Raw genomic sequence first — 21778 nt, 5'->3', positions numbered from 1 at the left:
AATAAAATTTCTTGGTTGAGCTAAAATAGTTATTTTTAACCGTATACACATTAATTTGTAATCATTACAATTACAGAAATGAAATTTACGAATAACTATATTTATATAATTTTTTTCGGTTCATATTTTTATTTAACAGTAAATTATCGAGCATAATCGACAAAATTTTTCTATTTACGCATTAAAAATTTAATGTTTTAATGAACAACATAACTGGTATGACCAGACAGAAAGGAGAAGGTTACGCTAATAGGAATTATAGTGAAGTTATAAGTAACATTATGTCTTTAATAATTTTCTAAATAGTCAATTTATTTACAAGAGGTCAAGAATCAAATTGGTAATAAACGTGTTCTAAGTTTCTGCATAACAAAAGTGAAGTTATTCCGCAATAAAAGTATAAGTAATGTACAGTATAATTTCACCTTTTGTTGTCTACTAAGGAGTTTGCTGACAAAACTAAGAGGGATATTATCAAATTGAAATTAAACAATGTTATGACAAGATTAACTGTAAGCATTGGTTTATTGATCCTCACGATTCTGTAAGTTAAACCGCAACTTTAGGAAAGAATTAATAATTTACTACTCATAAGGTGCCTGATTCAAATATAGTTAATAAATTTTTGTTATTTATATTTAAAAAAATAGAGTATCGAAATGAGAGATAAATAAAATCCTTACATCCTATTAGAAGTAAAAAACAACGATATTAACGTATCTGAAAGATTTCTCCTTCTTATCCAGTTTACAAAGAGAGCGGTCGTACAAGTTATATGAATTAAGTTATAAAAACAATGGTAAAGGAGTGTACGGAATGAAAACTAAAATAATGACAGGATTATTAGTCACATCCATTGTAACTGGAGCAACTATTCCTATCAATACTCTCGCAACACCAATCGTTCAAGCGGAAACTCAACAGGAAGGCATGGATATTTCCTCTTCATTACGAAAATTAGGTGCGCAATCTAAATTAATCCAAACGTATATTGATCAATCTTTAATGAGTCCTAATGTACAGCTAGAGGAAGTCCCAGCTTTAAATACCAATCAATTCCTAATCAAACAAGATATGAAGGAATGGTCATCGGAACTCTATCCACAGTTAATTCTATTAAATTCAAAAAGTAAAGGATTTGTAACAAAATTTAATAGTTATTACCCGACATTAAAATCGTTTGTAGACAATAAAGAAGATAGAGAAGGGTTTTCGGATAGACTTGAAGTACTTCAAGAAATGGCTATGACGAATCAAGAAAATGCGCAACGACAAATCAATGAATTAACAGATCTTAAATTACAGCTTGATAAAAAATTAAAAGATTTTGATACTAATGTGGCAACTGCGCAAGGCATACTAAGTACAGATGGAACAGGAAAAATAGATCAGTTAAAAAATGAAATATTAAATACCAAAAAAGCAATTCAAAATGATTTACAGCAAATTGCATTAATACCAGGAGCTTTAAATGAGCAGGGATTTGCTATATTCAAAGAAGTTTATAGTCTTTCAAAAGAAATTATTGAACCAGCTGCTCAAGCAGGGGTGGCAGCGTATAACAAAGGAAAAGAAATTAACAACTCTATTCTAGAAGCGGAGAAAAAAGCGGCGCAAGAAGCGACAGAACAAGGTAAAACTGCTCTAGAGATTGAATCAGCAAAAAAAGCAGCTCGTGAAGCAATTGAGAAAAGCAAACAAGGTGAAATAGCAGCCGCAGCCGCAGCAAAAACACAAGAGTATGACCTGATGAAGGTCATTGATACCGAAAAGATTAAGAAAACATTTGGCGTTTTTGCTGAAGTAAATAAATTAACAGCAGAACAGCGAGCATATTTAGATGATTTAGAGAAACAAAATCAAAAAATATATGATTTAACAACGAAACTATCAATAGCTGATTTACAAAAATCAATGCTTCTTCTTACACAAAATGATTTGCATACGTTTGCAAATCAAGTAGATGTAGAACTGGATCTACTAAAGCGCTATAAAGAAGATTTAAATCTAATAAAAAATAGCATTACAAAATTATCTACTAATGTTGATACAACTAACGAGCAGTCTCAAAAAGATACATTAAGACAATTAAAAAATGTAATAAGTTACCTTGAAGAACAAGTATATAAATTTTAATATTGCGTTTTTAGGGAATTCATACAGATTATAAGCATTTAGCGAAAGAAGGAGAATAGTCATGAAAAAATTTCCATTCAAAGTACTAACTTTAGCTACATTAGCAACTGTTATAACTGCTACTACCGGTAACACTATTCATGCATTTGCACAAGAAACGACCGCTCAAGAACAAAAAGTAGGCAATTATGCATTAGGCCCCGAAGGACTGAAGAAAGCATTAGCTGAAACAGGGTCTCATATTCTAGTAATGGATTTATACGCAAAAACAATGATTAAGCAACCAAATGTAAATTTATCTAATATCGATTTAGGCTCAGAGGGGGGAGAGTTGCTCAAAAATATTCACCTTAATCAAGAGCTGTCACGAATCAATGCGAATTACTGGTTAGATACAGCGAAGCCACAGATTCAAAAAACTGCTCGTAATATTGTAAATTACGATGAACAATTTCAAAATTATTACGACACATTAGTAGAAACTGTACAAAAGAAAGATAAGGCAGGTCTAAAAGAGGGTATAAATGATTTAATTACTACAATCAATACAAATTCAAAAGAAGTTACAGATGTGATTAAGATGCTACAAGACTTCAAAGGGAAACTATATCAAAATTCTACAGATTTTAAAAATAATGTTGGTGGTCCAGATGGGAAAGGTGGATTAACTGCAATATTAGCAGGTCAACAGGCAACGATTCCACAACTTCAAGCTGAAATTGAGCAACTTCGTTCTACACAGAAAAAACATTTTGATGATGTATTAGCATGGTCAATTGGTGGTGGATTGGGAGCAGCTATTTTAGTTATTGCAGCTATTGGAGGAGCGGTAGTTATTGTTGTAACTGGCGGTACAGCAACACCGGCTGTTGTTGGTGGACTCTCGGCTCTTGGTGCAGCTGGTATCGGTCTAGGAACTGCGGCTGGTGTCACAGCATCTAAGCATATGGACTCCTATAATGAAATTTCTAACAAAATCGGAGAATTAAGTATGAAAGCAGATCGTGCTAATCAAGCAGTTCTTTCGCTTACTAACGCGAAAGAAACATTGGCATATTTATATCAGACTGTAGATCAAGCGATATTGTCTCTAACAAATATTCAAAAGCAATGGAATACAATGGGCGCAAATTATACAGATTTACTGGATAATATCGATTCTATGCAAGACCACAAATTCTCTTTAATACCAGATGATTTAAAAGCCGCTAAAGAAAGTTGGAATGATATTCATAAAGATGCAGAATTCATTTCAAAAGATATTGCTTTTAAACAGGAGTAGAACTGAAATTTAAAACCTAAATTGGAGGAAAATGAAATGATAAAAAAAATCCCTTATAAATTACTCGCTGTATCGACGCTATTAACTATTACAACTGCTAATGTAGTTTCACCAGTAACAACTTTTGCAAGTGAAATTGAACAAACGAACAATGGAGATACGACTCTTTCTGCAAATGAAGCGAGAATGAAAGAGACCTTGCAAAAGGCTGGATTATTTGCAAAATCTATGAATGCCTATTCTTATATGTTAATTAAGAATCCTGATGTGAATTTTGAGGGAATTACCATTAATGGATATGTAGATTTACCTGGTAGAATCGTACAAGATCAAAAGAATGCAAGGGCACATGCTGTTACTTGGGATACGAAAGTAAAAAAACAGCTTTTAGATACATTGAATGGTATTGTTGAATACGATACAACATTTGACAATTATTATGAAACAATGGTAGAAGCGATTAATACAGGGGATGGAGAAACTTTAAAAGAAGGGATTACAGATTTGCGAGGTGAAATTCAACAAAATCAAAAGTATGCACAACAACTAATAGAAGAATTAACTAAATTAAGAGACTCTATTGGACATGATGTTAGAGCTTTTGGAAGTAATAAAGAGCTCTTGCAGTCAATTTTAAAAAATCAAGGTGCAGATGTTGATGCCGATCAAAAGCGTCTAGAAGAAGTATTAGGATCAGTAAACTATTATAAACAATTAGAATCTGATGGGTTTAATGTAATGAAGGGTGCTATTTTGGGTCTACCAATAATTGGCGGTATTATAGTGGGAGTAGCAAGGGATAATTTAGGTAAGTTAGAGCCTTTATTAGCAGAATTACGTCAGACTGTGGATTATAAAGTAACCTTAAATCGTGTAGTTGGAGTTGCTTACAGTAATATTAATGAAATGCACAAGGCGCTTGATGATGCTATTAACGCTCTTACTTATATGTCCACGCAGTGGCATGATTTAGATTCTCAATATTCGGGCGTTCTAGGGCATATTGAGAATGCAGCTCAAAAAGCCGATCAAAATAAATTTAAATTCTTAAAACCTAATTTAAATGCAGCGAAAGACAGTTGGAAAACATTACGAACAGATGCTGTTACATTAAAAGAAGGAATAAAGGAATTAAAAGTGGAAACTGTTACTCCACAAAAATAGGGAAATATTAATTCTGCGTAAAGTGAACTAAAACATAGAAAGTCTATGATTACACTGTTAAACAGAAAAGTAATAATTAATAAATCCTTATATAACAGAAAGGCGGAGTCTCATTAAAGACTTCGCCTTTCAATTATATATAAGTATGATTCGAATAAAAAATAACCTTGTAGTTTAATTGCTTTTTTAAAATTTGCAACAGAATCGGTTAATTTGAAGCGGATTATATACATTTTCTTTAATACTTAATGATTTGAAGGCTGCTAAAGAAAGTTCAAACGATACTGATAAAAGATGTAGAACTCATTTTGAAAGACATCGCTTTTTAATAAGATTAGAACTTGAAACCATACCTTATATAGGAGGAATACGAAATGATGAAAAAAATCCCTAATAAACTACTCGCTGTATCAGCGTTTTTAACTATAACAACTACTTATGCAGTCATACCACTAGAAACTTTTGCGATTGAAATTGAACAAACGAACACTGAAAATATATCTCTTTCAGCAAATGAAGAACAGATGAAAAAAGCTTTGCAAGATGCTGGTTTATTTGCAAAAGCTATGAATGAATATTCTTATTTGCTAATTAATAATCCAGATGTGAGTTTTGAAGGAATAACTATTAATGGAAATGCAGATTTACCTAGTAAAATTGTACAAGATCAAAAGAATGCAAGAGCACATGCTGTTACATGGAATACACAAGTAAAAAAACAGCTTTTTGATACATTGACAGGCATTATAGAATACGATACAAAATTTGAAAATTATTATGAAACATTAGTAGAGGCGATTAATACTGGAAATGGAGATACTTTAAAAAAAGGGATTACAGATTTACAGGGAGGAATTCAACAAAATCAAAAGTCTGCAAAAGCATTAATAGAAGAATTAATTCAATTAAAAAATGCTATTGGAGAAGATGTTAGAACATTTGGAAGTCATAAAGAGACATTGCAATCGATTTTAAAAAAACAAGGTGCTGATGTGGAGGCTGACCAAAAGCGTCTAGAGGACCTTTTAGGACAAGTAAAATATCAGAAAGACATAGAATCTAAGGGGTTAGACATGGTGAAAATCCCCTTTATTCCAACCTTGATTGCTGGTGGCATAATGATAGGTGATGCAAGAGGTAAGTTAGGTTGGCTAGAACCTGAATTAGCAAAATTGCGTCAGACTGTAGATTATAAAATAACATTGAATCGTGTAGTTGGAGTTGCATTTCATAATATTAGTGATATGCATAGTATGCTTGATAGTGCTATCACTGCTCTTACTTATATGTCTACGCAATGGGAGGATTTAGATTCTCAATATTCGGGTGTAATGGGACATATTGATAAAGCTGATCAAAAAGCTGATCAAAATAAATATAAATTCTTAACCCCTAGCTTGAATGCAGCGAAAAACAGTTGGAAAACATTAAAAACAGATGTTGTCACTTTGCAAGAAGGGATAAAAATTGCAGAGAAAAAAGAACAGGATTTTTTGAATCAGCTTCGTCCATCAAACGTTTTCTACTTTTATAAAAAAATTCATAACGCATACACTTTTGAAATAAAGACTGGAACAAATGCGCCAAATGCGTCTTATAAAGTTATGAATTTAACTAAAAACACTGTTCATAATATGTGGAGTGGAGGGGCTAATACTAACATGTGGGCTGATTGGCTTTCATTCAATCCAAATGATGAATTTGCGGTAGTAGCAGTAGTGGATGGTAAAGAATATGTTGTGTATAAAGACAAAATACAAAATATAATGAACTGAATCTGAAAGTAACGAAGTAATTGGAGCTGGAGAATAAACTAGACACCAAGTTAATTGAAAAATCTCCTTATATCCTAGAATATTTTGCTCAAGAAAAAGAATTTGTTCAGCGAAAAAGTAAATATTGAACCAAGGAGTTAGTTGTATTATGTGTATGGTTTTACCGAAAGGTTTCAAGTACATTACTCATACAATTATGTAGTTATCCTGAAGCATCTACAGGTGTTCTTATCGACCTTGAAGAACTACTTAGCTTCCTAAGTGGAGTGACTTTATGCAAAATTAAGTGAACGTTTTTGTACATAGATTAGTTGACATTTATATAGATTTTTTCCATTTTCAAAGATAGTTTTGTTTTTTATGTTATTTTTCAAAAATTACTGTTGAAGTTTCTATATTCATGACTCAGCATATAATCATTGTTTGATGAAATGACATACCACGTCCCTTAGAGTTTCATACGTATTACGATAACTTAAAGAAAAAAGATAATAGTAGTCAACGGTTACTATTATTATCTTTTTTGAACTATTTTTCATTAAAATATCTCATCTGCTGTGCTCCTTATTTACTTTTCCAGATTTTATCCTAGTTTAAAATTTATGCATTTGAACTGTTTATACAATTTGTAGGATTTTTAGCTTTTTTGTCGAATACACTTAATGCAAGGAGGGACATTACATGATTATTAAAGATTATTTCATCAACCTTTCTATTTTTTCTTTATTAGTTAGCGCAGCAATATTTATTCAAGTGTTTACAATTAATTCTAGTCGATATTTCGAAAAGCTCTATGGAGGGATTATTGCAGTTACGTTAATGTTCTTTTCTTTTCCATACATGGGATTTTCTTACGATCTTCGAGTTGTTCCTCTTATTCTATCTTTTATTTACTTTGGTCGTATTGCTGGTTGGATTACGTTAATTAGCATAATTGTAATGCGTATCTTTTACACTGGAGGGTATTGGGAACCTCCTGTGATTGCTTATTTAGGTATGGGGATTCTATTTTCTACTTTTAAAACTTATTTTAAAAAACTACATCCTTTTAAAAGTGCATCGTTATATTTTTCTGTTTTTATTGGAATAAAGTGGTTAGTTGGCGTATTATTTAATACTACATTACTTTACACAGGAGGCCTATTATATATAGCGTTAGGACTTTTAATTGGGCTATTCCTTATGGAAGCCTACCAGAGATTGTATTATTTAACACAGGACTTATCTAAAATGAATCGAGAATTAAAAAAATCGGAGCAAGAACTTGCAGATACCGTACATGAGCTTCAAGGAGGAATTTTTAAATTTAAAAAAGTGGATAAGCACTTTATACACACTTTATGTGATGGACAGTTTTATTATCAAAACGGATTTTATTCTGAACAGGTGGTAGGAAAAAGCTTACGTACTATTGATGCTTCTATTGTTCCTCCACATTTAGTTCCACAATTGATGAAGTACTATCTTCAGGCATGGGAAGGAAAAGAAATTATATTTGAATTACCTTGGCCAAATGATAAAACTATTATTCTTATTGCGCTTAGGCCGATTAAACGAAATGGACAAGTTATTGAAGTTGTTGGTTCTACAGTTGATATAACCGAAAGGAAAAAGGTAGAATCAGAATTAAGCGCTACCAAAGAATTATTGGAATCATTTATAAAGCACAATCTAGATGCTATTACCATTTCTGATCGAGAAGGGCATATTTTACAAGCCAATAAAGCTTATGAAAAGATATTTGGGTGGTCATCACAAGAAATCATAGGTAAGAGATTACCTTGTGTACCAGATTTTTTAATGGAAGAATCGCTCGAAAATATTCAGAAAATTCTAACAGGTGAATCTGTGGTTACTAGATTAGAAACTGTTAGACAAAGGAGCGATGGGAGTCTTCTTGATGTTAGTCTGACAGTTTCTCCTATACTAGATGTAAGAGGAAATGTGATAGCTTTATCAGCAATATGTAGAGACATCTCTGAAAGAAAACAAGCAGAAAGAGAACGGCATCGATTACACCGGCAATTAAGAGATAGTGAAATGAAGTACCGTGCACTAATCGAACAAGCAACTGATGCGGTATATGTAGTAGAGCTGAATGAAGATAATGCTCCAAGTCGATTTATTGAGGTGAACCCTGTTGGGTGTAGAAGATTTGGATATAGTAGAGAAGAGTTGCTCTCATTATCATTTTCAAATATAGTACCACAAGATTCTCAAATGATCGTAAGGCTATTAGAAAAAATTAAAAAGGGACAAACTTCCTTCACTTTGCAAGATGAATATGTTTTTCCAACAGGAAAAGTAATAACAGCTGAGTTTAGTGTTCGTGTTTTTAACTTAAATGGTAAAAAGGTTTTCCTAAGTATTTCTCGTGATATCACTGAACGGCTAAAAACAGAAGAATTATTACGAAAATCTGAAAAACTTGCTGTTGTAGGACAATTAGCGACTGCAATGGCTCATGAGATTAATAATCCATTAACTGCAATGAAAGGGTTCATGCAATTACTAAAATCAACAGAAAATGAGAATAATCAGGGTTATATTAATATAGTATCATCAGAGATTGAGCGTATAGAGAGCATAACAACTGAATTTATGGCGGTAGCCAAACCACAGGTGGTAAAAATACAACCTAATGATATTAGTGTGCTAATGGATCAAGTTTTAATGCTACTACAACCTCAAGCAATGATGCATAATATAAAATTCAGAATCGATCTTAACCCTGGTATTCCATTGATTTCATGTGAAGGAAATCAATTAAAACAAGTATTTGTTAATATATTAAAAAATGCAATTGAATCTATGCCGATGGGAGGGGAAATTCTGATTCAAATAAATATACTTGATAATAATCAAGTAAGAATTCGTTTTATCGATCAAGGGTGTGGGATTCCAAAAGAACGTATACCATACCTTGGAGAACCTTTTTATAGTATTAAAGAAGAGGGGGTTGGCTTAGGGTTAATGATCTGTTATAAAATCATTGAAACACATCAGGGAAAGGTATTTATTGAGAGTGAAGTGAATAAGGGGACTACAGTTGAAGTCACTCTCCCTATTTGTACACTTCAAAATTAATATATTCTTTTACTGAAATTTTTAAAGAAACCATACAGAATGTAATGCTAATGTTACTTAATGAAATAATAAAGAGAAGAACACTAATAAATTTACCCTATAGAATAGACAATTGAAAAAGCTTGTTATAAAAACATCCTTTCTTTAGAACTAAAAGAAAGGATGTTTTTAATATTGTAATTATGCTCGAAAACATTTCTTATTTTTACTTTTAATACATTTTTTAACTAATTTTGGTTAAGTTATTTTCAAAGGCGTTATTATTAATTCAATAAGTATATTTACATATCACCATCCCTAATTTTAAAAATAGCAATTTCCTGAAAACTATATATAGTTTCTTTCTGAAAGGAAGGGTATTATCAATTGAAACCACATGAAAGAATATCTGTTTACTCTATAGAATCTTTGCAGGATTTAATGAAATTACTAAAAAAATCTAAAGATTTTATAACGTTGGAAATTGCTTCTAATAATTCCTCTATAGTCATTTCATATTTTAGAACATTAATCGATGTAAATATATTTCATGAAGAGGTTTTGACTTATATAAAAGAGAAGAGCTTCGATTCGTTACAAGATATTCACTCTGTCTTACCTTTTGAGAATTCAAAAATAACAAATCAAATGGAAGATATTCAGGATAGTATTTTAAATGGCTATATACTGATTCAGTTCGATACAGATAAATTAAATTGTTTGTTAGTAAATGTGTCAAAGAAAGAAAAAAGGGATATTACAAAAGCCGAAATTGAATACAATATTGTGGGTCCGCAAATCGCATTTGTCGAAGATTTAGATGTAAATTTAAATTTAGTACGTAGAAAGCTTCCAACACCTTATTTACAAATGAAAGAATTGAAAGTAGGATCTCTCTCTAACACAACTGTTGCGATTGTATTTATTGAGGGAATTGTAAATGATCAAAATCTACAAGAAATTATAAAAAGGGTAAGTCAAATAAAAACAGACCATGTTTTGGATAGTACTTATTTGATGCAGTTAATTGCAGACAACCCGAATTCTATATTCCCTCAATTTTTGAATACAGAACGTCCGGACCGTGTGGCAGCTGTATTAGCAGAAGGGAAAATTGCACTTTTTGTAGATGGCTCGCCTTATGCTATCACTCTTCCAACAACATTAATTGACTTTTTTTCTACGACAGAAGATTACACCATGCCTTGGATTATTTCCTCCTTTTTTCGACTGCTAAGGCTTTTTGCTTTTATTTTTTCTGTCTTAACAACTCCATTATATGTTGCAATTTTAACATATCATTACGAGCTAATTCCGAGAGAACTTCTTGAAACGTTAATCATATCGAGAAGTAAAGTACCTTTTCCTCCAGTTATTGAAGCACTTTTTTTAGAAATAACGATTGAATTACTGAGAGAAGCGGGGGCACGTTTACCAACTAAAGTGGGTCTAACTGTCGGTATAGTAGGTGGTATTGTAATTGGACAGGCATCGGTAGAGGCAAGTCTTACAAGTAATGTACTTATTATCATTGTTGCACTTTCAGCCCTTAGCTCATTTACAGCACCAATATATCGAATTGGTAATACAATTCGAGTAATTCGTTTTCCTTTTATAATCGCCGCACACCTGTTGGGTTTATTAGGAATTGTTTTAACAAGCTCTTTGCTTTTAGCACGTTTATTACGTACAGAATCATTAAGACGTCCTTATTTGTTTCCTTTTTATCCTACACGCCTTACAGATTGGAAAGACAGTATTGTACGTATGCCGATTTCAGCGATGTTTCGACGTCCTATTTTTTCAAGGTCTAAACAGCGTTTTCGCTTTAATCCAGAAGAGGTAGAGAAAAATAAAATACTATCAAGAAATGATTTTGATGATTGAATTTAACAGGGAGGAGCATTATGAAACAGATCCCAATTGAGTATCAAGTCTCTCCATATATGGTATTTTTTTTAATTATTACTATACAGATGGGGGTTGGTATGCTTGGTTTTGAAAGGATTAGTGCAAAATTAGTTGGAAATGATGCGTGGATTAGCACGCTACTTTTTGGAATATCTGTTAATCTTATGATTTGGATCATATATCAGATTTTAAATCAGGGTAATGGAGACATCATTGCAATCAATCAAAACGTACTTGGAAAATGGATTGGTGGAATATTCAACTTCATTTTTTTATCCTATATTGTATTGTTAGGTGCAACAACACTACATACTTATATCGAAGTAGTACATGTTTGGATGTTTCCTTCTATTTCATCTTGGGTTATAGCTGGGGCTTTTTTGGGTTTATGCTATTACATTGTTACTGGAGGATTTCGTGTAGTTGCCGGAATCGGTTTCTTTGGAATCGTTATCCCAAGCATTCTAATCTTCACATTTTTTTATCCTTTGCAGTATGCAGATTTCCGAAATTTATTTCCAATTGCACAGCATTCATTCCTAGAAATTATGAAAGGAATGAAAGGAAATATGTTTAGTTTTTTTGGATTTGAAATGTTATTGCTGTACTACCCATTTATTAAAAAGGCAAAAACGTCTCAAAAATATGCGCACTATGCAAATTTAGTAACGACTATTGTCTACACATACCTTATGATTTTAACTCTTGCGTTTTTTAGTGAAAAACAACTAGCGAGTGCGATATGGGCATATTTAAGCATGATTAAAATTATACAATTTCCCTTTATAGAGCGGTTTGAATACATTATTGTTTCTGTTTGGGCTTTTTTTATATTACCCAATGTTTCCTTTACATTATGGGGAGTAAGTCGTGGTATAAAAGAGGCACTGGGAATAAAGCAAAAATATGTTTTGCCAGTTATCATCCTATTCATCTTTGTTTTATCATTTTTCTTGAATAACCGTAATAAAATTAACTTATTAAATACTTGGACAGGTCAAATGGGCTTTATATATATATATGTATACCTACCTGTACTATGGCTAATTCAAACCGCCAAAATAAAGTTAAGGAGATAAACATGAAGCGATGGATACTTTTCCTTATAGTAAGTGTCTTCTTAATAGGTTGTGCTAAAACGAAAATTGTGGATGACATTGACTTAGTTCAAGTTGCGGCATATGATACCGAAGCAAAAGGTAAGCTAAAAGGAACCTTTGCGATTTCAGCTTATAAAGGAGGCGGGGAAGGTGAAACGAAAATCTATTCAGCATCAGGCCAGACTGGTAGAGAAGTTCTTGCAAGAGCATCCGAAAAATCTTCTGGACCTCTAGAGTTGGGGCAATTGCGTGTTATTATATTTAATGAAAAAATAATTGAAAAGGGAATGCAGGAAATTTTAGAGACTTTGAATCGAAATCCTAGTGTAGGAAATGCAATTTATTTAGCAATTACAAATGTAAAAGGGGAATCACTATTAAAGGGGAACTATTCTGAAGAAAAAGAAATTGCTTCCTATCTATCCTCTTTACTGGAGCAAAATATGGATAATGGAACGCAGCCAAAAACAAATTTTTTTATGTTTTTAAACCAACTTAATGATGATGCGAGAGATTCATATTTACCGATAATATCTAAAAAAGGTAATGTGTTGGAGTTAGATGGAATAGCACTTTTTAAAAGATGTAAAATGGTTGATAAAGTAAACCCTAAAGATTTATTTGTATTTAAATTGTTGACAGATAATTTTAAACAAGGTACATACCAATTCAAACTACCTGGTTCCCCAAATACTTACGCCACGATAGAGAATATAAAAGCTAGAACAAAATATAAGATGGAGGGGAATAGTAAGCATCCATTCGTAAATGCTCATATTCAAGTTAAAGCTGAAATTCAAGAATTTACAAAAACAAAAAATCTAGATAATCCTAAAGAAATAAAAAAATTAGAAAAAATTATGGAAAAAGAAATAGAGAAAAAAGCAACTACATTGATAAAGAGATTTATTAAAAAAGACACAGATCCTATAGGACTTAGAAAGCTTGGTAGAACTCACGTAAGAAAATGGAACAGTCAAGAATGGGAAGAATCCTATAAACATTTACGTTTTCGTGTAACAGCTGATGTAAAAGTAACCCAATCTGGTGTTACAGAATAAATCAAATAAGATATGGGGAATTTTAATGAAAAAATATAGTCTCGCAGGAGATTAGGGAGAAGAGAAACGATTAACAAAGAATTTCATAAACATTAAGATGCTTTGTTAATCGTTTTTATACCTGTAGCTTTATCACTTATAGTAATCATAATTATAATAAAAGAACACCGAAACAAATTCCCGATACCACATAATTATAAGAGGACAAAGCATCAAGATATAATGTATGCTTTGTCTGGAAAAAAGAATTAAGTACTTCAAGGTTAAACACTTAACTTTAAAGTAGTTGTAGCACTTCAACTAGACTGTGCCCCCGAAAGTTAGAAAGGTCGGTTTATTAAGTAGTCTCTAGGGAATGAGCCTAGTACAATACTGGATTCATTTCCTTTTATTTTTCCTTGATTCTTTCATGATTATAGTACTTTATCTACTTTATCTACTTTGCTAATTCTTGTTAATTCTGTTATACTTTCAAATTCTTTCGATACAGAAATAGACATACAAAAACGCCATTCTTTCTTATAAATCTACAGAAAGAATGGCGTATTCTTCAAAAGTGAGTTCCTTTATTGAAAAGCTTTAGTTCTATATGACAGATAAAAGGGCAAGCAACGCTAAAATAGCGAGAAATCCTTGTTTCATGATAATTGATTTATTGGATGTGAAACCTCCGAAAATAGCTGCTACCACTACACAAATGATGAAAAATAATTGAATCATATAACCAATGGGATTATTTCCAAGTATAAGTCCCCGAATGAGGCCAGCTGCTAAGAATTCATTATATAAACCGTTTGCAAATTAATTGTCTAAGTATTTCTAAGTTTAAAGAGTACAGTGTCTTCGTTTTTTATTGAATCAACTTTTACATGTTGGTTCAATATTTTCTATTCTCTTGGAACTTAGTTCTCGTTTACTTCTCACAAAAGCAATAAAATCTATTATCTCTTCTGTTGACAGTGCTTCTCCATCTATTAAAAGTGTTGGATCTGGATCGTTTAGGAGTCTTGTAATATCAATTACATCTTTGTTTTGATGTGAATGTTCAATTCGACCTAATATATAATCTACAGATGTATCAAATAAATCGGCTATTTTTGATAAAGATTGTAATGAAGGTAATCTATAACCATTTTCATACCCGGCATAGGTGCTTTTCGCAATCCCAAGTCGATCTGCTGTCTCTTGTAAGGACCATTTTTGATTTTTTCTTAATTTAGATAAACGTTCCAGCATTCGTCTCATACCCCATCTAATTTTATTAAATTAATTATAACATAGAAAAAGAATCAAGAATAGAAAAAAAGTACGCGTATTGAATACAAAATCTTGATTAATTCAAATTAAGTTCTATAATGATAAATATAAATACGCATTACGCGAACGATATATCGTTGTTTATTTTATGGAGGGGTTGTGTATGAAGAAAATTTTATTACTTGCAACTGGTGGGACAATTGCATCTGTGGAGGGGAATGAGGGGCTTGTTCCAGGATTGTCCGCTGAGGAATTATTGAATTATTTTTCGAAGTCTTCTCGAAACTTAGAAATAGATTGCAAAATCTTAATGAATATTGATAGTACCAATATGCAACCTGAGCACTGGAAAGAAATAGCTAATGCTGTTTTTAATCACTATGATGACTATGACGGGTTTGTGATTACACATGGAACGGATACGTTAGCTTATACATCTTCCGCGTTATCTTATATGCTTCAAGGTTTAAGAAAACCAGTTGTTTTAACAGGTTCACAAGTACCTATTAGTTTTAAAAAGACAGACGCAAAGAAAAATGTAGCTGATGCTCTTAGATTTGCCTGTGAGGATGTTGGGGGTGTGTTTATTGTTTTTGATAGTAGGGTGATTATTGGGACGAGAGCAGTTAAAATGCGAACAAAAAGTTATGATGCATTTGAAAGTGTGAATTATCCATATGTTGCTGAGGTAAATGAAGATGAACTGAAATATCATTGGAAGCCAAAGTCCTCCCATAATGAACTTTCAATAAATACTAATTTATGTACGGATGTTTTTCTTATGAAATTGTATCCAGGTACAAAACCAGAGATATTTGATTGTTTAAAAGATTTGTATAAAGGGGTTATTATTGAAAGTTTTGGTAACGGTGGATTACCTTTTGAAGGAAGGAACTTGCTTTCGAAAATTCAAGAGTTGACTGAAATGGGGATTGCTGTAGTGATTACTACTCAATGCCTGGAAGAAGGAGAAGACATACTTCTCTATGAAGTAGGACGGAAAGTGGCACAACATCAAGTAATATTATCTGGAGATATGAATACGGAAGCCATCATAGCAAAATTGATGTGGGCGCTTGGGAAAACTAATAAATTAGAAGAGATTAAAAAAATTATTGAAGAGCCTTTAGCCTACGATTTAACAATAAAATCTGATAAGGATTGGTAATGACTTCATATGATTTATTTAGGTTTTACATTTAATATGGGGGAGAAATTAAAATGGCAATGACAAACAAGAACGTGCGAGTGGAGAATGATTTTTTGGGAGGAAAGGAATTACCTATTGAGGCATATTACGGAATTCAAACTTTACGCGCTGTTGAAAATTTCCCGATTACAGGGTATAAAATTCATGAAAGTTTAATTAAAGCGTTCGCAGTTGTAAAAAAAGCTGCAGCGCTTGCCAATACAGATGTAGGAAGATTGGAATTAAACAAGGGCGGTGCCATCGCAGAAGCTGCTCAAGAAATTCTTGATGGAAAATGGCATGATCATTTCATCGTAGATCCAATCCAAGGCGGAGCGGGTACTTCAATGAACATGAATGCAAATGAAGTCATGGCCAATCGTGCTCTTGAATTATTAGGGATGGAAAAGGGAGACTATCATTATATTAGTCCAAATAGTCATGTAAACATGGCGCAATCAACAAATGATGCATTCCCAACGGCGATTCATATTGCAACATTAAACGCATTAGAAGGCTTATTACAAACGATGGGTTATATGCACGATATATTTGAATTAAAAGCAGAACAGTTCGACCATGTGATTAAAATGGGTCGTACACATTTACAAGACGCTGTGCCAATTCGTCTTGGACAAGAATTTAAAGCATATTCTCGCGTACTTGAACGTGATATGAAACGTATTCAACAATCGCGTCAACACTTATATGAAGTAAATATGGGGGCAACTGCAGTTGGTACAGGCTTAAATGCAGATCCAGAATATATTGAAGCAGTTGTAAAACATTTAGCTGCAATTAGTGAACTCCCGCTTGTCGGTGCAGAAGATTTAGTAGATGCGACGCAAAATACGGATGCGTATACTGAAGTATCTGCAGCACTGAAAGTATGTATGATGAATATGTCTAAAATTGCGAATGACCTTCGCTTAATGGCATCAGGTCCTCGTGTTGGTTTAGCTGAAATTATGTTACCAGCTCGCCAACCAGGTTCTTCTATTATGCCAGGGAAAGTAAACCCTGTTATGCCAGAAGTAATTAATCAAATTGCGTTCCAAGTAATTGGTAATGACCATACAATTTGCCTTGCTTCAGAAGCAGGACAATTAGAATTAAACGTTATGGAACCAGTACTTGTTTTCAACTTACTGCAATCGATTAGCATTATGAATAACGGTTTCCGTGCCTTTACAGATAATTGCTTAAAAGGAATTGAAGCGAATGAAGATCGCTTAAAAGAGTATGTTGAGAAAAGTGTAGGAATTATTACAGCCGTGAACCCTCATATCGGTTATGAAGCAGCAGCTCGCGTTGCGAAAGAAGCAATCGCGACAGGGCAATCCGTTCGAGAACTTTGTGTGAAAAATGGTGTACTGTCACAAGAAGACTTAGAATTAATTCTAGATCCATTCGAAATGACACACCCAGGGATTGCAGGAGCAACTCTTTTAAAGAAAAATTAAAAGAAGAGGGGGGAGAAGTCCCTCCTCTTTGTTTACAATATAAGGATGTTATACGTGAATAGAGGTAGAGAGATTATAAGTAAGTATACAGTGGCGTTTAATGGTTCATAGAAACAAAATTAAGAGGAGCAGCAATATAATCAACATCACTTTTAAATAAAGAGGATTTATTAAAACATCCTATCATGTTAACAACAAGTTTACATGAATCTTTATAAATAACTATGACCAACCATGAATCAATAGTTGGCCATAATGATCTTAAAGACCCATATCTTTTAATCCAGGACTATGCTCATTTGGCATTTCAGGAAGTTCTGGTACAGGAAAACCTTTTGGCGGGTCAGTTACTGCTAATGTTCCTTTGTTTCTACTTGGTGATTCACCTTGGAATATTTCTCCCATTCTTGTTGGATCTAAGCTAAAATTAAATTGTGCGTTATGGAATCCCATGTCTACATACTTTCTGCACTCTGGGTATTTATTAATATCATAGTTCGGCACAGGGAAGAGTTTTCCCCATTCAACACCCAATGTCTCTAAAGCTTTTGCGAAAGCATTTTGATGTGCATTATCACGTACAATTAAAAATGCAAGAGTTTCTCTAAATGTTTGATTAGAACTCATTTCATAAATTCTAGTCTTTTGAAGTACGCCTGTAGATTCAAGTACGACATTATCTAGTAAATCGCTAATTAAGTTTCCATGACTATATACCCAAGATCCATTCCACGGATTTCCAGCCGCATCAACAGGCAATGAACTTTGAGCACCTACAATAAAGTGGTGAGGGTTTGCATGTTTAACCGCTTCATCAAGCGGTGCTTTGTCAATACCAGCATTTCCTGGCGTAGGTTCACCAGATCCAGTTAGTAGCTGATTAATTGTATGTTGTACAAGTTCTACATGGCTTATTTCCTCTAAAAAAACACCTCGAAGTAAATCGCGATATTGCTTCTCTTTACCTCTAAAATTTGAGCTTTGGAAGAAATATTGCATCATTGTACGCATTTCCCCATAATGCCCGCCTAATATTTCTTGTAAAACTTTTGCAGCAGCTGGGTCTGGTTTATCCGGCTTAATCATATTAATTATTTCCTCTTTATAATAAAACATGAAGTACACCTCTTTTAAGTTAGTTAACATTGTTATCGTGTCCGCTATTTGGTTGCTTAATACTTTAATTCATGTTTTTACCAATTATTTATTAACTCAAAATGCAAAGTTTTTGAAAATAACTATTTTAGATGTGAGATGAAAATAGGGGATAGATACTTATCTTTTCATTAAGAATAATGAATTGTAGCTTCAAGGCTTCAGAATGACTTTTATACAATCATCTTCACGATTATTAAAAATTTGATAACCGTAGCTCGCTTCTTCAAGGGGGATTTTGTGTGTAATAATCTCTTTTGGATCAAATTCTTTATTTGTTATTTTTTTAAATAGTTCCGGCATAAAATGAATGACAGGTGCTTGTCCCATTTTAAGATTAATATTTCTAACCCAAAATGCCCCGAGTGGAAATGCATTATAATTGCCACCATAAACGCCAGTCATTTGAACCGTTCCATATTTCCTTACGGCTTTCGTAGCGATTTGAATAGGGCCGAGAGTTCCGCCTTGTAGTTTCAATTTTTGTTCCAGAAATTCTAGAGGCGATTTTTTTCCATCCATTCCCACGCAATCAATGACTACATCGGCACCGCCATGTGTAATTTCCTTTAAATGTTCTCCCATATCTGGAAATTTTGTAAACTCAAATACCTCAACATTGTTAATCTTTTTTGCGTAATTCATTCGATAATCTAAGTAATCCACTGCTATTACGCGCTTAGCACCTTGCATCCAGGCAAATTTTTGTGTCATTAATCCAACAGGTCCACAACCAAGGACGATAACGGTATCACCTGGTTTAACGCCTGCGTTTATTACACTCCAATAGGCTGTTGGTAAAACATCTGATAAAAATAGTAGGGATTCATCTTCAAGATCGCATGATTCCGGTATAACAAATGGAGTGAAATTTCCAAAAGGAACTTTTAAATATTCTGCTTGTCCGCCTGGATGATTACCAAATTTCTCCGTATAACCAAAGTATCCACCAGAATCGTAATGAGGGTTTGAGTTATCACATTGACTTTCCATTTCATGTTGGCAATAGAAACAATGTCCACAAGAAACGTTGAAGGGGATGACAACACGATCGCCTTTTTTCACTTTAGTGACATCTGGCCCGACTTCTTCAACGATTCCCATTGGTTCATGGCCGATAATGTATCCTTGAGGTAAGGGCATGTTACCTTGATATAAATGTAAATCAGAACCGCAAATAGCGGTTGAAGTAATTCTTACAATAATATCATCTTTTTTCTCTAACTTTGCATCATCAACTTGTTTAACTTGTACTTGATTTGGTCCTTGATAGGTTACAGCTTTCATCTCATATCTCCTTTTGGATTATGTCTCAAAACATAATTTTATTTAATCTCTTGGTGAAATAGAAATCTTTCTTTTATTTACTGAAGGGAATTAGGAAGTATACATAGTGTTGTTATGAAAGTATGTTATATCAGTTATTCTTTCTTATATGTTTTGCCCTACTTTAAGAAAAAAATCAATTTTTATTCATAATCTAATTCCCACAAAAAGGATAATTATTATTTCATAATTTGTAGCATATTAAAAACATCGGAGGTGAAACAATATGGCAAACAATAATAGTGGAAGTCGTAATGAATTGTTAGTTGGAGGTGCTGAACAGGCCCTTGATCAAATGAAATATGAAATTGCACAAGAGTTTGGTGTACAACTTGGTGCAGATACAACAGCTCGTTCAAACGGATCTGTTGGTGGTGAAATTACAAAACGTTTAGTAGCAATGGCTGAACAACAACTTGGTGGTAGAGCTAACCGCTAAGTAAATTGGCATACAATATAGCAGATATGTAAATCAATTTCTTTTGTATATGTATAAAAATAAAAACCCTTATAGTAAATGGATTCTCACTCAAAGATTATTGATAATCTTCTTTCATAATCTTTGAGTATTTAATTTGTAAACTACTTTCCTAAACAATAAACACGCAGTGTTGGAAAGGTGTTTTCCATGCATAATAGAAAATCTTTTGCAGGAAAAAGCATACTTAAAAATTTGATTTCAATATTGAAATCAATATTGATTATGATATTTTCGAAAGGGAGGAATTTAAAAATGGGTATTTTAAGTGGAAATCCTCAAAATGAACCGTTACATTACGGAGAAGTATTTGATATTTGGAGTTATCTTCTAGCTGCACAAGGTGGAATCGCAAGCCATCAAGTGTTTATGAATCACACAGGTGACGAAGATTTGAAGAAGTTTTTAGAAAGCTTAATTGAAAATGATATGAACTCGGAAATAGAAGAGTTAAAAACTCTTTTAAAGGTTAATGGCGTAGCTTTACCGCCTGCTCCTCCAGAACGACCAGTTGCATCTATCGAAGACATTCCCCCAGGGGCACGTATTAATGATGCTGAAATAGCAGCAGCTGTTTCTACAGGATTAGCAGCTGGACTTGTGACATGTAGTCAAGTGATGGGAAAATGTCTTCGAGAAGATGTAGGGATGTTATTCGGACAATTTCATATGAAAAAAGCGCAAGCAGGTGTAACTTTGCTGCGTTTAAGTAAGAAAAAAGGGTGGGTAGTTCCACCACCGTTACATGTAAGAAACTCTGATCAAGCTTAATAACCAAAAATAAAAAAGTGGCATTGGCCACTTTTTTATTTTTTAGATGTATCCCCAATTTTGGATTTATTTATTGTAGAAGAATCCATATATTCATCTGACATTTCCATAGCATATTTATCATGATGAATATGCTTGTGATTTCTTAATTCATCGTCGTTACGCAGCACTAGTCTCTTCATATAAATGTGGAAGAAAATTTCTGTTCCACCAATAATTAAAGCGGCTATAAATGAAGAAAGTCCAATATTACGAGTAGTGTCTAAATTAGTGAATAAGTATGTTAGTAACCAAATTCCGAAAAAAGTTAAGCCGAAATCTGCAATTGTAGCAATCATATTTCCGTATTTAGGTAAAATGAAGAGATCGCCGATTAAATAGGCAGCCCCTGTTAAGAAAAGAGAAATGAGTAATACTCTAGGAATTGAAATGCCTTGAAAGATACTGAGTACGATAAGTAATACTGCAGTTATCGCTGTGTATTTAATTAATAAAGCAACAATATGTTTCATCATTTTCCTCCATTATTTAAACGTATATGGAATAAAAGATTTCATTAAAAACGGGTTATGCTATCTATATAGCGTAACCCATTTTAATCAACCTTTAATGGTAAGAAGTACAACCTGGGTAAGAAGCGGGCT

Annotated in this window: 16 protein-coding genes and 2 pseudogenes; 13 read left to right on the top strand and 5 right to left on the bottom strand. The window is 33.1% G+C overall.

Annotated elements, in window-relative coordinates; translation table 11 throughout:
* The first annotated feature begins 816 nt into the window (after positions 1-816).
* The 9 genes and pseudogenes from hblC to BCG9842_RS15245 all read left to right on the top strand — a co-directional run bounded on the left by hblC (position 817) and on the right by BCG9842_RS15245 (position 13495).
* Positions 817-2136 carry a hemolytic enterotoxin HBL lytic component L2 gene (hblC, locus tag BCG9842_RS15280; protein WP_000850235.1) on the top strand — a complete coding sequence of 440 codons (1320 nt, stop codon included), beginning with the start codon at positions 817-819 and terminating at the stop codon, positions 2134-2136.
* 61 nt (positions 2137-2197) lie between these two features.
* Positions 2198-3418, top strand: coding sequence for a hemolytic enterotoxin HBL lytic component L1 (gene hblD, locus BCG9842_RS15275; protein ID WP_000714435.1), 1221 nt, complete (start codon positions 2198-2200; stop codon positions 3416-3418).
* Positions 3419-3454: 36 nt separating this feature from the next.
* The gene (gene hblA, locus BCG9842_RS15270) at positions 3455-4582 is read left to right on the top strand and encodes a hemolysin BL binding component B (RefSeq protein ID WP_000591978.1); all 1128 of its coding nucleotides are present in this window, start codon (positions 3455-3457) and stop codon (positions 4580-4582) included.
* Between the two features lie 374 nt (positions 4583-4956).
* A complete protein-coding gene (gene hblB / locus BCG9842_RS15265; protein WP_000976160.1) occupies positions 4957-6357 on the top strand; it encodes a hemolysin BL regulatory component HblB in 1401 nt (466 codons plus the stop codon).
* Between the two features lie 20 nt (positions 6358-6377).
* Positions 6378-6605: pseudogene (locus BCG9842_RS31650) on the top strand (hypothetical protein); the annotation flags it as partial.
* Between the two features lie 433 nt (positions 6606-7038).
* Complete coding sequence (locus BCG9842_RS15260; protein WP_000584294.1) at positions 7039-9444, top strand: PAS domain S-box protein; 2406 nt, start codon at positions 7039-7041, stop codon at positions 9442-9444.
* A gap of 366 nt (positions 9445-9810) precedes the next feature.
* The gene (locus tag BCG9842_RS15255) at positions 9811-11310 is read left to right on the top strand and encodes a spore germination protein (RefSeq protein WP_000802307.1); all 1500 of its coding nucleotides are present in this window, start codon (positions 9811-9813) and stop codon (positions 11308-11310) included.
* A 20-nt stretch (positions 11311-11330) separates the two neighbouring features.
* Entirely contained in the window at positions 11331-12413 is a 1083-nt protein-coding gene (locus BCG9842_RS15250; protein ID WP_000809703.1) for a GerAB/ArcD/ProY family transporter, read from the top strand.
* A gap of 2 nt (positions 12414-12415) precedes the next feature.
* The gene (locus tag BCG9842_RS15245; protein ID WP_000832876.1) at positions 12416-13495 is read left to right on the top strand and encodes a Ger(x)C family spore germination protein; all 1080 of its coding nucleotides are present in this window, start codon (positions 12416-12418) and stop codon (positions 13493-13495) included.
* A gap of 585 nt (positions 13496-14080) precedes the next feature.
* Here BCG9842_RS15245 and BCG9842_RS29940 read toward each other — a convergent pair.
* Together BCG9842_RS29940 and ansR are read right to left on the bottom strand one after the other, a co-directional pair.
* Positions 14081-14296: pseudogene (locus BCG9842_RS29940) on the bottom strand (DUF1304 domain-containing protein); the annotation flags it as partial.
* Positions 14297-14353: 57 nt separating this feature from the next.
* Entirely contained in the window at positions 14354-14731 is a 378-nt protein-coding gene (ansR, locus tag BCG9842_RS15240) for an HTH-type transcriptional regulator AnsR (protein WP_000893569.1), read from the bottom strand.
* Between the two features lie 184 nt (positions 14732-14915).
* Between ansR and ansA the strand changes: the two genes are divergently transcribed.
* Together ansA and aspA are read left to right on the top strand one after the other, a co-directional pair.
* A complete protein-coding gene (gene ansA / locus BCG9842_RS15235; RefSeq protein ID WP_000722294.1) occupies positions 14916-15920 on the top strand; it encodes an asparaginase in 1005 nt (334 codons plus the stop codon).
* 53 nt (positions 15921-15973) lie between these two features.
* Positions 15974-17404, top strand: coding sequence for an aspartate ammonia-lyase (aspA, locus tag BCG9842_RS15230; RefSeq protein WP_001251916.1), 1431 nt, complete (start codon positions 15974-15976; stop codon positions 17402-17404).
* Between the two features lie 261 nt (positions 17405-17665).
* Here aspA and BCG9842_RS15225 read toward each other — a convergent pair whose 3' ends face one another.
* Both BCG9842_RS15225 and BCG9842_RS15220 read right to left on the bottom strand, forming a co-directional pair.
* Entirely contained in the window at positions 17666-18520 is an 855-nt protein-coding gene (locus BCG9842_RS15225) for a manganese catalase family protein (RefSeq protein WP_000500336.1), read from the bottom strand.
* A gap of 192 nt (positions 18521-18712) precedes the next feature.
* On the bottom strand, positions 18713-19846 hold the full coding sequence (locus BCG9842_RS15220; RefSeq protein ID WP_000649089.1) for a zinc-dependent alcohol dehydrogenase: 1134 nt from the start codon (positions 19844-19846) through the stop codon (positions 18713-18715).
* Between the two features lie 265 nt (positions 19847-20111).
* On the opposite strand from BCG9842_RS15220, the gene sasP reads away from it, so the two are divergent.
* Both sasP and BCG9842_RS15210 read left to right on the top strand, forming a co-directional pair.
* A complete protein-coding gene (gene sasP / locus BCG9842_RS15215) occupies positions 20112-20324 on the top strand; it encodes a small acid-soluble spore protein, SasP family (RefSeq protein WP_000002835.1) in 213 nt (70 codons plus the stop codon).
* Between the two features lie 294 nt (positions 20325-20618).
* A complete protein-coding gene (locus tag BCG9842_RS15210; RefSeq protein ID WP_000512140.1) occupies positions 20619-21134 on the top strand; it encodes a DUF3231 family protein in 516 nt (171 codons plus the stop codon).
* Between the two features lie 35 nt (positions 21135-21169).
* Here the strand turns inward: BCG9842_RS15210 and BCG9842_RS15205 are convergent, their stop codons facing one another.
* Positions 21170-21646, bottom strand: coding sequence for a YndM family protein (locus BCG9842_RS15205; RefSeq protein ID WP_000680680.1), 477 nt, complete (start codon positions 21644-21646; stop codon positions 21170-21172).
* Between the last annotated feature and the right edge of the window lie 132 nt (positions 21647-21778).

The sequence above is a fragment of the Bacillus cereus G9842 genome (assembly GCF_000021305.1).
GTDB classification, from domain to species: Bacteria; Bacillota; Bacilli; order Bacillales; family Bacillaceae_G; genus Bacillus_A; species Bacillus_A thuringiensis_S.
Note: the sequence above shows the minus strand (reverse complement) of the source record. Positions and strands in the feature narration are given on the sequence as shown.

What these genes read in the sequence shown, in the direction of transcription:
- BCG9842_RS15250 (WP_000809703.1), top strand. Translation starts at nt 11,331, where the DNA reads ATGAAACAGATCCCAATTGAGTATCAAGTCTCTCCATATATGGTATTT.
- BCG9842_RS15205 (WP_000680680.1), bottom strand. Translation starts at nt 21,646, where the DNA reads ATGAAACATATTGTTGCTTTATTAATTAAATACACAGCGATAACTGCA.
- hblC (WP_000850235.1), top strand. Translation starts at nt 817, where the DNA reads ATGAAAACTAAAATAATGACAGGATTATTAGTCACATCCATTGTAACT.
- BCG9842_RS15245 (WP_000832876.1), top strand. Translation starts at nt 12,416, where the DNA reads ATGAAGCGATGGATACTTTTCCTTATAGTAAGTGTCTTCTTAATAGGT.
- hblB (WP_000976160.1), top strand. Translation starts at nt 4,957, where the DNA reads ATGATGAAAAAAATCCCTAATAAACTACTCGCTGTATCAGCGTTTTTA.
- BCG9842_RS15225 (WP_000500336.1), bottom strand. Translation starts at nt 18,520, where the DNA reads ATGTTTTATTATAAAGAGGAAATAATTAATATGATTAAGCCGGATAAA.
- ansA (WP_000722294.1), top strand. Translation starts at nt 14,916, where the DNA reads ATGAAGAAAATTTTATTACTTGCAACTGGTGGGACAATTGCATCTGTG.
- sasP (WP_000002835.1), top strand. Translation starts at nt 20,112, where the DNA reads ATGGCAAACAATAATAGTGGAAGTCGTAATGAATTGTTAGTTGGAGGT.
- BCG9842_RS15220 (WP_000649089.1), bottom strand. Translation starts at nt 19,846, where the DNA reads ATGAAAGCTGTAACCTATCAAGGACCAAATCAAGTACAAGTTAAACAA.
- BCG9842_RS15210 (WP_000512140.1), top strand. Translation starts at nt 20,619, where the DNA reads ATGGGTATTTTAAGTGGAAATCCTCAAAATGAACCGTTACATTACGGA.
- BCG9842_RS15260 (WP_000584294.1), top strand. Translation starts at nt 7,039, where the DNA reads ATGATTATTAAAGATTATTTCATCAACCTTTCTATTTTTTCTTTATTA.
- aspA (WP_001251916.1), top strand. Translation starts at nt 15,974, where the DNA reads ATGGCAATGACAAACAAGAACGTGCGAGTGGAGAATGATTTTTTGGGA.
- ansR (WP_000893569.1), bottom strand. Translation starts at nt 14,731, where the DNA reads ATGCTGGAACGTTTATCTAAATTAAGAAAAAATCAAAAATGGTCCTTA.
- hblA (WP_000591978.1), top strand. Translation starts at nt 3,455, where the DNA reads ATGATAAAAAAAATCCCTTATAAATTACTCGCTGTATCGACGCTATTA.
- hblD (WP_000714435.1), top strand. Translation starts at nt 2,198, where the DNA reads ATGAAAAAATTTCCATTCAAAGTACTAACTTTAGCTACATTAGCAACT.